The sequence below is a fragment of the Paraburkholderia sp. MM5477-R1 genome, assembly GCF_050436385.1.
GTDB classification, from domain to species: domain Bacteria; phylum Pseudomonadota; class Gammaproteobacteria; order Burkholderiales; family Burkholderiaceae; genus Paraburkholderia; species Paraburkholderia tuberum.
This window is the reverse complement of sequence record NZ_JBNDMC010000010.1, coordinates 1,002,651-1,014,843: the sequence shown is the minus strand read 5'-3', so window position 1 is coordinate 1,014,843 and position 12,193 is coordinate 1,002,651. Positions and strand designations below refer to the sequence as shown.

The following is a 12,193-nucleotide window of genomic DNA, read 5'->3' as shown; positions in this document are numbered from 1 at the left end:
TCCCAACTCCCGCGCCCTGATCCAAAACAGGACTTTTTCAACACAATCTGGCTCGAAGCCGACATTGCAGTGTCCGCCGCGGCGCGCCTACGAATGTCTCAAGATGGCCGATAGGACCTGTTCCAATATTCAGATCGCTGAGTATCTGCGCGGCTTTATGGCGGGGCGCGTCGCGTTCGATGCAATCGACAGTCTGCTCATCATTTCCGGGGCCTTCGGCATCTTTCGCAAAGATCTCGTGCTCGCGATCTCGGGTTTTCGAAAGACCGTCGGCGAGGATATGGATCTGGTGCTGCGCTTGCACCGACATTGCGTGGATAACGGCATTCCGTATGCGGTGCGCTATGTTCCCGAGCCGGTGTGCTGGACACAGGTGCCGTCCGATCTCTTTTCGCTGCTGGGACAGCGCAATCGCTGGCAACGGGGCCTGGTCGACTGCCTGTGGCACAACCGCGTGATGATGTTGAACCCGAAGTACGGTAACGCCGGAATGATCGCCATGCCGTATTTTCTCGTGGTCGAATTGCTGGGTCCGCTAATCGAGTTCATCGGCTACGCCGGATTCATTGCCTTCCTGTTCATGAAGAGGCTCGATCCGCTCTATGTCCAGCTGTTTTTTGTCGCCTCGGTTGGCTGGGGCATGTGGCTCAATGCTGCGGCGGTCATGCTCGCCAACTTCACGCTGCATCGTTATGCGCGGATCCGCGATTCGTACAAGATCGCTCTGCTCGGGACCTTCGAGTATCTCGGCTATCGCCAGCTCCTGACAGTGGAGCGCCTGATCGGCACGGTTCAGATCTGGCGAAAGAACTGGGGCGTCATCAAGCGCGAATCGATCACGAGCAAGAAAACGGAGCCGGCAAAATGAGCGAGGGCTTGATCGGCGCAAAGCTCGTGTCTTTGCTGGTTCGTCTGTGTCTGCTTTCGGTGATCCTCGCCGCACCCGTTTATCTCGCGCTGGCCAACTTCGCGACCTTCGAGCCCTATCTGTTTCCGCTGCACGCGATCCAGGCAGGGGAGCGGCAAGTTACGCCGAACGTCATCATCGGTCCCTACCCGAGCGAAGCGAGGCTGATGGAACTACGGCGCAGCGGCGTGCGCGTCGTCATTTCGCTGCTGAACCAGGATCTCGTCTACGAGAAGCCGCTTATTGCCCGCGAAAACGAACTGGCGTCCGCGTTTGACATGGAAGAGTTAAACGCCCCCATGGATAGCAGTGAGCCCGCCAACAGCAAACTGAACGCCGCTGCACTGGCGAAGGTCCGCGCCTTCGTCCGCAGCCACCCCAACACTCGAGTCTACGTACATTGCTACCTCGGCAAGCATCGTGTGCAACAGGTCGCAAACATGCTTGTACCGCAGTGAGCAAATGGGTCGGGGCGAATCAGGGCGTTCGTAGAAGGCCACGCAGCAGCGTGTAGTCATGCCGCGACATGGTAACCATGATAGTTGCTAGCCAGCGCCAGATCATCGCTCGAAGCGTGAGCGCGGTTCCTGCTAAACGCTGGAAATGGTATCGGGCATTCGCGGCAAGGTTCTGTCGCACTAAGAAAAGTGCGTTGAACAATGGCCAGCATGCTGAGGACTACTTATACCGCTAACGAGTAGAACTGCTCCGCGGGAGTCTGTCCGATGCCACAGCCTTTCGTCTGCCCCTTGGCGATCATATGCCTAAGTTCAATGCCGCTTAACAAGATGCGCGCACAACGAAATATCTTGAATCCCAACATGGGTCGGGTACGGCGCTTTATCGCCCGATGGTCTTGTTCCACGATGTTGTTGAGATACTTGACCTGGCGGATCTTGATAGGCGTCTCACGCTCGGCGTTCACGGCGTGCAGCCCGGCCAGATTGGCACCACTCCTGTCGATGGTTACGGTTTCGGGCACGCCATTCTGATCGATGGCCTTCTCGAAGTACCGTCGGGCCGCCTCCTTGTCCCGCCTGGCTCGCAGCAGGAAGTCAACCGTGTTGCCGGCCTTGTCGACGGCGCGGTACAGATAGGTCCATTGCCCCTTGACTTTGATGTAGGTCTCGTCGACACGCCAGCTCTTGCCGACCGGGCACTTGCAGCGGCGGAACGCCTTTTCAAGCACCGGCAGAAGCTTGATGGCCCACCGGTGAACGGTCGAATGATCGACCGCGATCCCGCGTTCGGCCATCATCTCTTCGAGATTGCGCAAGCTCAGCGGGTAGGCCACGTACCAACGCACGCACACCAACATGATCTCAAGCGGATAGTGCAACCGTTTCAGCACCTTGGCTACCGCCGGACTGAGCGCTTTCATTGTCGTTCACATCGTTCTGTAAGGTCCCCCAGCATACCAGCCGCCGCTATTGCGACGGAACCACGTCGTGCGGCGACTGGTCGGTTATGGCCGGCTGAGCGGTGTCGATGCCCGGAACGCGCTGGCACAGCTGTACGCGTCATCGCGGCTTTACATTAACGTCCTTGTCGACGGCCGGTAGAGAGACCGCTATTCCCCCTTGACGCGGATGTACGTCTCGTCGCCGACCTTGCGACGTTTCGTCTATGCTGTTTGCGGGTCGATCATGCTGATCGCGCATCGTTTTCGGTACAGATCAGAAAGACGCGCGACAGCATGCTTTGATGATTCCCGAGGTCCTTATTCCGTAGCCGGCGCTACCGAGCCCCGCAGGCAGGCAAGAGCTAAGAAGCCCGCAGCACCGAGCATCAGCGGGAAATAGAGCGTCGCGATGCGCCAAAGGACCAGAGCCGTCGCCATAGCATCGTGCGGAACCCAGTTTGCAAATGCTGCCGCAAGCGCCAGGTCGCCGGCGGCCCCGCCGGCCGGTATCCCTGTCCAAAGCGCCGCGTGCAGAACCACAGCCTGCACCGCCAGAATGAATCCGAGTGGCAACCGGTAGCCGAGTTCGAGCAGCACGAACCACAGGACGCCATAGCGAGGCAGCCATTGCAGCGTAGTGAACACCAGCAAGCCGGCAAACCGATGGTGAGACCCCCTCATGAGCAGCCCCGCTTGCCGGCGCACACTCTGGCGGAACTTGTCCCACCGGGCTCGCTGTGTCCCGAGCCATTGAATGCGACGGCATGAGGCATCCAGCGCGCTCGCGACTTTCCGGCGGCACGCCCACAGCGAGCCTATAAGGATCGCGACACCTGCCAGCATCCCGACGACCATAGATATGTGTGCCCTCGGAACGACCTGAGCCAGCGGACTGACAGCGAACGCAATCGCGATCGGCACCGCCACCGTCAAGAAAGCCACGTCGAGCGCCTGGTCGGCACCGACGACCGTCGTGGCAGTCGCCCCCGAGGCTCCAGCGCGCTGCAGCAACCCGATATTAACGCCATATCCTGCTGCACCCAGAGGCGAGACGAGAAAGGCAGAGTCGGTCACCAGGGCGATACCATACGTGTGCATGAAAGGAAGACGCAAGCCCAGCGCCGTTTGCATCAGGTGTTGCTTGCCCGCCTTACCCAGCGCGCTGGCAGCGGCGCTTGCCGCCAACGCCAGGAACATGTGCACTGAGACGGTCCGCAGCCCGGCAAGCGACTGGTGAGAGCCCAGTATGAAAGGCGCGCCCACGGCCAATCCGACGCCAAGCACAGCCAGCATCGTCGCCGTGTTTCGTTTGCGAGGGCTGCTCAAAAGAGCCGCCCCAGAACTGGCCGCGGGGAAACGGGGCTTGGTGTTCGCAGGTTGCTCTGCGCCGACGTAGGCGGACGAATATGCATGCCGATGTAGGGATCGTTCCAGCAGCGTCATTACCTGTGTGAGTGCGATGCGAGACAATGCGACGCTGCATAGCACGGCCGGCGGTCGCGATCGTACCAGCTTTCTCAGCATGATGATGTCAGTCGTAGTGAGCGACATCCAATAACCGGTCCTACGGTGTCAGCGGCAAGCCGATGCATAGCGTTGAAATGGTGTCGCGACGTTGCGACTCATCGACATCAGTTCGTGCCGTTGAGAAATCGGTATTGCGACCATTGTCGATGTATCGTGGGAGCGGGCCGCCGTCAATGAGCTGGTCGACTGACTCAATGACGGGTCGGAACTACCCGTTCGGCTCTCTGGAGAAGTGGTCCTTCCCAAATTTCCAGCCTCGCGTGGGCGACCATGCGCGTGGCAGGCAGAAAGCCTTGCACGGTGGCCAAATAGGACGCCGCGCGACAAGATGCACTGCAGATCACCGCGGTCAGCAACAACGGAATCACCGTACGAACGGTAGCGCTGCTGCCTGCCGCGCGCAAGCGTGATTCGACCGCTGCGCTGGGCGTGGACAGAACCGAACCGTACAGCGGGCCTGTGGATGCGTCGCCGGAGCCTTTCTTGGACAGTCCGTCGTCCTGCTCGTAGCCGATCACGGGCTACACATGAAAGCCGAAGGCGGTTATATCGCTGCCGTGCGCCGGCCGAAACGCGTTGACCCCATTCGCCTCGACGTGCATCGGATTCGGGTCGACGTATTGACTATTGATGAGCCGGCCCAATGAACGCGTGCGGACGCGCCCAGCATCAAGCGCGTGTGCCACGACGGGGCAAAGGCCTGCGCCTGACACGAGCAGCACAGCGAGTGCTTTTCGAAGTCGGATTGCCATGACAAACGTGCCTGAACCGCGGGGGCGACGGGGAGAACATGCGTGAGCCACCAGTCTCGCAGATTTTCTGCCGTCGACGTGGGCGTGCCGCGAACGTTGCGGTACGGATAGGAGCCGGGCAGCGGCTCGGCCCCGACCACGCCCGACGAATGGCCATGTGTTCGCGCATCCACACGACACCGTGATCAACCTCGAACGTCTGAAGGTATGCGCTAGCCCGGGCTGGTTCGTCAGGCAAAACTTCTGCCAACGCTCGCCTTCCCCGGCTTGGCAGGCTGAGTGCGCCTATCTTGGGAGGCTGGCCACGCTCGTGACGCGGACATCCGAACGACAGATAGCACCAGGCGGACCCAGCACGATCTAACCGGGCTCCGGTCCGCGCTCGGATTCGGATGAATGTAGCATGCCGGTCCGGTCCACGTGAAAAGTGAAGCCGCGCCACGCAACCCGCGTGGAACTGTAGCTCGCGAGGAATACCAGGAACAGCGCAATATCCCATATTGGCAGCAACCACGGGCCGCGATCGGTGTGGCACAACGCCCGGTCCGCCCGAACCTTCAGCCCGAGGCGTGCCAGCAGGGTGATCGCGGCAAGCAACCACGACCAGCTTGCGGCCCCCGACAGGACGATGGCCAGCGTGGAGAACGCGAACGGATGCATCAGCGCAGAGCCTAGATGGCCTGCCGGATCGATAGAGCGGATTGTGCGGCTCCAGCGCAATTCGTGCGAGATCAGGCTTGCGACGCTCGTTTCAACACAGGCATGGGAAATGGAGAGCGGTGGAATCACCACGCGCTCGCCGGCCATGCGCACAGCCCGGCCGATCGCATGGTCCTCGGCGAGATGATGGGCAAACTGTTCGAAACCGCCGATCTTGTCTAACATCGCGCGGCGCATTGCGATGGTCGGTCCCATGCATGGTTTCGCCAGACCTAGTGTCAGGCCTGTCACCACGCCGGGAACAAACTGGTAGTTGATTGCATTGACAGCCAGGCGTGGCCAGAACCCCGGAGCGGCGTTTCCGTGATAGATACAGGTCACGAGGCCCACGCCCGGCTTCTGGAGTTCGCCTACGATGCTGCGCAAGTATTCCGGGCTCACGCTGACATCGCTGTCCGCGAAGATCAGCACCTCGTGGGCCGCCTGCGGCATCATGTTCACGATGTTGCTGATCTTCCTGTTCGGCCCGTACAGGCGGCCATCCGCTACCACCGTGATGTGCGCTTCAGGGTACAGCGTGCGCAGCTCGTCGACCGTCTCCAACGCAGGGTCAGCAGCATCATGCACACCGAACAGATATTGCACGTCACCCGGGTAATCCTGCTGACAGAAGCTCGACAGGTTATTAAGCAGGTTCCACTCGTTACCGTGCAGCGGCTTGACGACCGTTACCGGCGGGTAGCTGGAGGCAACTGAAGTCGGGCGCGCAAAAAAACGCGAAATCAATACGCTTGCCAGCAACGTATAACTGATGCCGCCTACAGCCGCCGAAACTGAGATACCTAGCAGCGCGAGGAGCAGCAGATGGGCCGCACGCATCGGACCTTCGAATGCGACCAGTCCGGTCATGAGCAGCAGACCGGGCGGGAGAATGATCCACACAAGCTTCACGTCGGCGCCTTACGCGGGTTGCCCGAGGGGAGCGCGCGGCGATCACGCCTGGTGGGCACGCAGGAAATGGAAGAACTCGACGCCTTCACGCAAGCGCCGTTTCATCATGTCCCAGCTCGTCAACATCTCGCGCAGGATTTCCCAGATTTTCGAGGGGCGGAAATAGAAACGCTTATAGAAGTTTTCGACCTGGTGGTAGATCTCGTCTCGCGACAGATGCGGATAGCCGATCGCCGCGAGCTGTACGCCCGCCTTGCTGACGAGATTGATGACCTTGTTCTCTTCGAGCCAGCCGTTCTCGACCGCCTGGTTGTAGAGCGTCGTACCGGGATATGGCGCGGCGAGCGACACCTGGATCGTGTGCGGATTGATCTCCTTGGCGTACTCGATCGTCTTCTGGATCGTGTCCTGCGTTTCGCCCGGCAGGCCGAGAATGAAGGTGCCGTGAATCTTGATGCCGAGCTTGCGGCAATCGTCGCTGAAACGGCGCGCGATGTCGGTGCGCAAACCTTTCTTGATGTTCAGCAGGATGCGGTCGTCGCCGGATTCGTAGCCGACCAGCAGGAGGCGCAGTCCGTTCTCCTTCATGACCCTCAGCGTCGAGTAAGGCACATTCGCCTTTGCGTTGCAGGACCACGTCACGCCCAGTTTGCCGAGGCCGCGGGCGATTTCCTCGACGCGCGGCTTGAAGTCGGTGAAGGTGTCGTCGTCGAACATGATCTCCTTGACTTCGGGCATGTTGTCGCGAATCCACTTCACTTCCTCGAGCACGTTCTCGACCGAACGCGTGCGGTAACGATGTCCGCCGACTGTTTGCGGCCACAGGCAGAACGTGCATTTCGAGCGACAGCCTCGGCCCGTGTAGATTGACACGTAGGGATGCTTCAGATAGCCGATGAAATAGTTGTCGATCTTCAGATCGCGCTTGTAGACGGGCGCGACGAACGGCAGTTCGTCCATGTTCTCCAGGATCGGGCGCGCTTCGTTGTGCTCGATCGAACCGTCCGCCGCGCGATAGCTCAAGCCCTTGATCTGCGCGAGCGGCTTGCCCTCGCTGACTTCCTTGCACGTGAAGTCGAATTCCTCGCGGCAGACGAAATCGATCGCCTCGCTCGCGGTGAGCGAATTGTGCGGATCGACCGCGACCTTCGCGCCGACCATGCCGATCAGCACCGAAGGCTTGCGCTTTTTCAGATCTTCGGCAAACAGGGCGTCAGTCGGAAAGGACGGGGTGCTGGTGTGGATGATCACCAGATCATGTTGCTGCGCGATCTCAAGCGAGGCAACAACGGACAGGCTGTCCGCGGGCGCGTCGAGTACACGGCTATCGGGGATGAGTGCGGCGGGCTGCGCGAGCCACGTTGGGTACCAGAACGAGCGCACCTCACGCCTGGCCTGGTAGCGCGAACCCGCGCCACCGTCGAAGCCGTCATACGACGGCGCCTGCAAAAATAGTGTTTTCATAGTTGTTCGGACGGGCTCTGTTGAGCCTTCTGGCTTGATGAATGATCTGACAGGCGGCTTTGCGTGCTGGGCAGTGACCCTGAATGGACGGTCTGCTGATGATCCGCATTTCAGCATCACGTTTTTGCAGCACCCCGATAATGCATGGCCCGATCGGGCCACGCCGTGCATCACGCCATCATGGCCCTTCGCGTGTCGAGCGGTGATCGAACCATTCTGGAATGCATTGCTCGTTCGATCGACCGCCCGTGGCCGACCAGTGCAGCCGAAAAATTTTGACGTTGGGATGAGTCGAAGACGCTTTCGATGCGTCTCGTGTCGATCAAAAGATCGTTCTGGCTATTGTGAAAACGGTCATGTGTTCTGTCCGGCATGGAACTAGCTGTCCTGAAACTATCAAGGTCGGGGAGAATACGGCAAAACTCTTACATCTTTATTGCTACTGCTGGATTCTTCTGTTCAGTTGCGAATGCGCAGATACTACCCGAGTTTGAAAAAGAGAGCGTTGGATCGACGCTCTCCCCATGCCATAAGCTACCCAGCGATTTTCGCCGCGAGTCCGGCGACGTGCCTGCCCTGATGGCGCGCGATCTCCAGTTCGTTCTGCGACGGTTGCCGGCTTCCGTCAGCGCCTGCCAGCGTGGTCGCGCCGTAGGGGCATATATGTGGTGCGGACCGTCAAGGAGCCATTCGTGCGTAGACATAGACCGATCTTTTACTACAGATGACTTAATTCAATGTTGCAAATCAGGCATTATGTTTTGCTGTCAGGCATAAGTAAGATTACATGATCAAGTCACTCAATTTCGGGGCAACGCGACGCCGGACCCAGCCACCGACCGAGCCGCGCGGACACTGTATCGGCGCGCATGGCCTCGTGCGCGCTGGAGGCGCTGCTGGCACAGCACGTCGACAGTGGAAGCCGTCCGCGTTCCACCCAATCCTTTTGAGCGCGTAGCGTGTCGAGCGCGCTAGGGGCGGCACAGCGGGGCCCTCCACCATCCGTTTCGAAGATCGGCCGCATCAAGGTGGCCGACGGCTTGTGCAAGCACAGGCACGCTACCGCGCGAGAGGCGCATTACGGCACCCAAGGTGCTTCGGTTGAGCCAGCTTCTTGCCGCCACCGCCAATCCGGCCGCGGCACAAAACTGAGCTTGCCCCCGATAAACGAATCCCTTGCTGAGCAGCTAAACTCAAGCACGGAGAAGAATGATGACCGGCAAGCCAAAGCGAGCGCAGTATACGCTCGAGTTCAAACTGGAAGCGGTGCGACTGTCAAGGCTGGGCAAAGCATGGCGGCAGTGGCGCCAACCCTGGGTGTGGTGGAACAGGCGCTGTACAACTGGGTAAAGGCTGACCGGGAAGGCAAACTGGCAAGAGCGGGCGCGAAGCCTGCTAGCCCGGAACAGGCGGAGCTGGCGGGGCTGCGTGCGGAAGTGGCTCGCCTGAAGATGGAGCGCGATATTCTAAAACGTGCGCGCGCACTTCGCGAAGGAATCGATGCGAAGTACGCGTTCATCGAGTGCAATCGGCGCCACTGGCCGGTCTCAGTGCTGTGCGAAGAGCTGGAGATCAGTCCCAGCGGCTATTATCCGCGCCGACAACGGGCTGCGCGGGACAAGCCGCGGCGAAACGGCCTGAGCAACGACATACTGCTGGCAAACATCAAGGCGATTTACGCGCAGGTCAAAGGCGAGTACTCGTCGCAGACAATGTGGGTAATGCTGTCTGGCTCCGCCGCGCATCGCGATACCTTATACGAACCGTGTCGCACATCAGATCGGAGACCGCTGAAGGAAAAGCCTGACAGCTACCGTCGCGTGCACAGCACATCGGAAAATCCGCCAAGACGAACGGAAGCGGCACCGATCGCCGCTGCTACGCGCGGCGACATCAATGCCCGCATTTCATCCGCGTGGCGATAGAACTGCATCCCGTCGCTCAAGGGAGTATCTGCCTCTACCGCAGGGTGACAATAGACCTCAACTACACCGCTCGGCAACGCTTTGAGCGCAGTCAGAAACGCCGCCTCATCCATCTGCCCGCTCCCGGCAATGCCGACCACATAATCGTTATGTGCAATTCCCTCGCGTGCCAACCGGGCGCGTACCATCGCGATCCACGGCCTTAGCCAGAGGGGAGCACCGACTTCGAGCGGCAGTCTCATCGCATGCAATCCATAGTCTCGCCCGATTTCGAGGATCAGCCCGAGCACAGTCGGATGTAAATGAAAATGCTTGTGTGTATTAACGTGATCAAGCATCAAACCCGTTTTTGCAAACGCATCGAACTGAGCGCGAACTTCTCGTGCCAACTGCTTTCGCACATTGGGTAGGCAGAAAAAACGCACGCCGTCGCGCGCCATGTTCTCGCCGAAGCGGCCATGCGCATTGAGCAGCGCGGGAATTTCTCGATGCGGAGCGATTGCATCGCCATCGGCTAATACGAGGTGCAGACCGACCCTCAATTTCGGCATCGAGCGGGCGCGTGCCACCGCGTCGGCCGCCGCGGGTGCTCCCACCATGAGGCTTGCCGTCGTCAAGACGCCGTAACGGTGCGCCAGCTCTACCGCGAGATTGACTCTAGGATGGAGCCCGAAATCGTCCGCGGTGATGATTAGACCGGGGACCTTAGCCGCCATCCGACGCCTCCATTACGTCCATTGCTGCCAGCTCGGCGCCGTCGACCGCCCCTCCGGACGCATCCACCGGCACACGCGAACCCCGCCAAATGACATGCGATCCGAACGCCGCTGCCAGCCATTGCAAGGCCAGCAGCGTATCGCGCAGCGGCACAAGCATCAAATCGCGCCAAAAGGCGTGCTCGTGACGCGCGGCGCGCAGATGCAGGGACAAGCGCGCGATGGTACCACCCGCCGTGATGATGGCGCTCGCGAGCGCCGCCCAACGATGCAGCTCATCAGATGGGCCCGCCGAGAGGTCGCCAGTGAGCCATGCGCCCACAAACAACCAGGGTGACGAGAAGGTAAGGAAGAGAAAGGCAAATCCCAACCAGTTGACCGAGCGGATTGTGCGCAACCAGCGGGTTTCGCGTTGCCACAAGGTCTTGAAATCCGGCTCGATAACGTCCGTGGCCACCATCACGCGCGAAAGCACGGTGCGCAGTCCCAGCTTGCGCACATGTTCAGCGAGCCAATAATCGTCGGCGAGACAGTTCTTCAGCGCTTGAAAACCGCCGATCCGCGCGAGCGTAGCCCGACGCAGCGCCAGTGTCGCCCCGAATCCGAAGCGGTGCGAACCGGCCGCATGCGCGACCCGTACCGAAGGCGCGAACCATTCATTGATGAACAATGCGCCGAAACGCGGCCAGAAACCACCCACGCCCTGCGCGACGTAAAGACAGGTGACCACGCCCACGTTCTCGTCTGCCAACGGCGCAGCGACGGTGTCGAGATAATAAGATTCCACCGCGATGTCACTGTCGGCGATCACAATCAGATCGTGACGTGCCCGCTCCGCCATGTTGATCAGGTTGCTGACTTTGAGATTGCTGCCGTGCACACGGGTGTCAATGGCGAGTTCGATGTCGTGCCGCGGATAGGCCGCCTGCAACCGACGCACTACCGCAATCGCCGAATCGTCGGGTGAGGACACACCGAGCACGAGTTGGAAGTGGGTATGGCGTTGGTTGCAGAAGGTCTGAAGGTTTTCGTAGAGGCGTGGCTCAGCGCGGCAAAGCGGTTTGAGTACACTCACGCCCGCGCACTCGAACGGATCCGCGGGGCGCGGGATTTCGCCGGATGCCCGGACGGCGAAGAAGGGCAACGCGACGGCTGCCAGCATCGCGTAGAGTGAAGCTGCACCGCAGCCGGCCAGCAGAACCCATTGGTATGCGGGCAGCGCATGGGCAGTCATCGCCGGCGCCTGTCAGTGCTCGGCGACCACAAACGGTCTGCCGCTGAAACGCAAATGGAGAGTGACGAGCCGACGTTGCGGACAATTCGTCGCCACTGATACGTGCCGTGACTGCGAAACATAGGACCTGACGTGACGACGCTGAACCGCCGAATCAAACGCGATCTGCGCCGATCGGCGAATCATTACTATGCCGCAAATGAACGCAGCGAGCGCCAGTAGACGGAACGGTGTCGAACTGAATTCGTGCTGTGAAACTGGAAGCACCGGCAACATGACGAATGCCACGACTTCGATTGCCATGGCCATAAGCGAAGCAGCAATCAGATGGGCTCGCGGCATGCCGACTGTGGCGGGTTTCATAGCATGGTCTCATAACCTGACGGCGGCACGGCTTAATGCCTCAGCACAATTCGTCTCGAAAGCGCGGGCCGAGCATTAGTTGATGAACGGCACGTCAAGCTGACAGACCCGGCAGCATGACGCTGTTTCGCGTGCAAACGAGAGCCACATGGATGTGAGCAATTGAGAGGCGATAGTAGCGAGTCAAGCTGAAGGAAAGCGATAGTAGCGAGTCAAGCTGAAGGAAAGCTTAAATGGCGTAGTGATATGCGGCGTGCCATTAAAGTCTGAACTTTGTTCACCTCAGTCTGAA

At 60.0% G+C, this 12,193-nt stretch carries 9 protein-coding genes and 2 pseudogenes; 3 read left to right on the top strand and 8 right to left on the bottom strand.

Annotated features, from left to right (window positions below; all coding sequences use genetic code 11):
* Nucleotides 1-103 precede the first annotated feature (103 nt).
* Both OKW35_RS48555 and OKW35_RS48550 read left to right on the top strand, forming a co-directional pair.
* Entirely contained in the window at nt 104-868 is a 765-nt protein-coding gene (locus tag OKW35_RS48555; RefSeq protein ID WP_429555852.1) for a glycosyltransferase family 2 protein, read from the top strand.
* Entirely contained in the window at nt 865-1,365 is a 501-nt protein-coding gene (locus tag OKW35_RS48550; protein WP_429555851.1) for a hypothetical protein, read from the top strand. The genes OKW35_RS48555 and OKW35_RS48550 overlap by 4 nt, the downstream gene beginning before the upstream one ends.
* A gap of 224 nt (nt 1,366-1,589) precedes the next feature.
* Here the strand turns inward: OKW35_RS48550 and OKW35_RS48545 are convergent, their stop codons facing one another.
* From OKW35_RS48545 to OKW35_RS48520, 6 genes and pseudogenes are all read right to left on the bottom strand, one after another.
* Entirely contained in the window at nt 1,590-2,288 is a 699-nt protein-coding gene (locus tag OKW35_RS48545; protein ID WP_429555850.1) for an IS6 family transposase, read from the bottom strand.
* Nucleotides 2,289-2,627: 339 nt separating this feature from the next.
* Nucleotides 2,628-3,860, bottom strand: coding sequence for a lysylphosphatidylglycerol synthase transmembrane domain-containing protein (locus tag OKW35_RS48540; protein ID WP_429555849.1), 1,233 nt, complete (start codon nt 3,858-3,860; stop codon nt 2,628-2,630).
* A 167-nt stretch (nt 3,861-4,027) separates the two neighbouring features.
* Entirely contained in the window at nt 4,028-4,354 is a 327-nt protein-coding gene (locus tag OKW35_RS48535) for a hypothetical protein (RefSeq protein WP_429555848.1), read from the bottom strand.
* Between the two features lie 594 nt (nt 4,355-4,948).
* Entirely contained in the window at nt 4,949-6,157 is a 1,209-nt protein-coding gene (gene hpnI, locus OKW35_RS48530) for a bacteriohopanetetrol glucosamine biosynthesis glycosyltransferase HpnI (protein ID WP_429555891.1), read from the bottom strand.
* A gap of 84 nt (nt 6,158-6,241) precedes the next feature.
* Complete coding sequence (hpnJ, locus tag OKW35_RS48525; protein WP_429555847.1) at nt 6,242-7,663, bottom strand: hopanoid biosynthesis associated radical SAM protein HpnJ; 1,422 nt, start codon at nt 7,661-7,663, stop codon at nt 6,242-6,244.
* 534 nt (nt 7,664-8,197) lie between these two features.
* Nucleotides 8,198-8,320, bottom strand: a pseudogene (locus OKW35_RS48520) (NAD(P)H:quinone oxidoreductase); the annotation flags it as partial.
* A gap of 555 nt (nt 8,321-8,875) precedes the next feature.
* On the opposite strand from OKW35_RS48520, the pseudogene OKW35_RS48515 reads away from it, so the two are divergent.
* A pseudogene (locus OKW35_RS48515) lies at nt 8,876-9,381 on the top strand (transposase); the annotation flags it as partial.
* 92 nt (nt 9,382-9,473) lie between these two features.
* On the opposite strand, the gene hpnK reads toward OKW35_RS48515, so the two are convergent.
* Together hpnK and hpnI (OKW35_RS48505) are read right to left on the bottom strand one after the other, a co-directional pair.
* Nucleotides 9,474-10,304, bottom strand: a complete 831-nt coding sequence (hpnK, locus tag OKW35_RS48510) for a hopanoid biosynthesis-associated protein HpnK (RefSeq protein ID WP_429555846.1) — start codon at nt 10,302-10,304, stop codon at nt 9,474-9,476.
* Entirely contained in the window at nt 10,294-11,538 is a 1,245-nt protein-coding gene (hpnI, locus tag OKW35_RS48505; RefSeq protein ID WP_429555845.1) for a bacteriohopanetetrol glucosamine biosynthesis glycosyltransferase HpnI, read from the bottom strand. Before hpnI (OKW35_RS48505) ends, hpnK begins: the two co-directional genes overlap by 11 nt.
* Nucleotides 11,539-12,193: the final 655 nt, after the last annotated feature.

Excerpts from the sequence above, each read along its gene's own strand:
- OKW35_RS48555 (WP_429555852.1), top strand. The coding sequence starts at position 104 with ATGGCCGATAGGACCTGTTCCAATATTCAGATCGCTGAGTATCTGCGC.
- OKW35_RS48550 (WP_429555851.1), top strand. The coding sequence starts at position 865 with ATGAGCGAGGGCTTGATCGGCGCAAAGCTCGTGTCTTTGCTGGTTCGT.
- OKW35_RS48545 (WP_429555850.1), bottom strand. The coding sequence starts at position 2,288 with ATGAAAGCGCTCAGTCCGGCGGTAGCCAAGGTGCTGAAACGGTTGCAC.
- OKW35_RS48540 (WP_429555849.1), bottom strand. The coding sequence starts at position 3,860 with ATGTCGCTCACTACGACTGACATCATCATGCTGAGAAAGCTGGTACGA.
- hpnI (WP_429555891.1), bottom strand. The coding sequence starts at position 6,157 with ATGACCGGACTGGTCGCATTCGAAGGTCCGATGCGTGCGGCCCATCTG.
- hpnJ (WP_429555847.1), bottom strand. The coding sequence starts at position 7,663 with ATGAAAACACTATTTTTGCAGGCGCCGTCGTATGACGGCTTCGACGGT.
- hpnK (WP_429555846.1), bottom strand. The coding sequence starts at position 10,304 with ATGGCGGCTAAGGTCCCCGGTCTAATCATCACCGCGGACGATTTCGGG.
- hpnI (WP_429555845.1), bottom strand. The coding sequence starts at position 11,538 with ATGACTGCCCATGCGCTGCCCGCATACCAATGGGTTCTGCTGGCCGGC.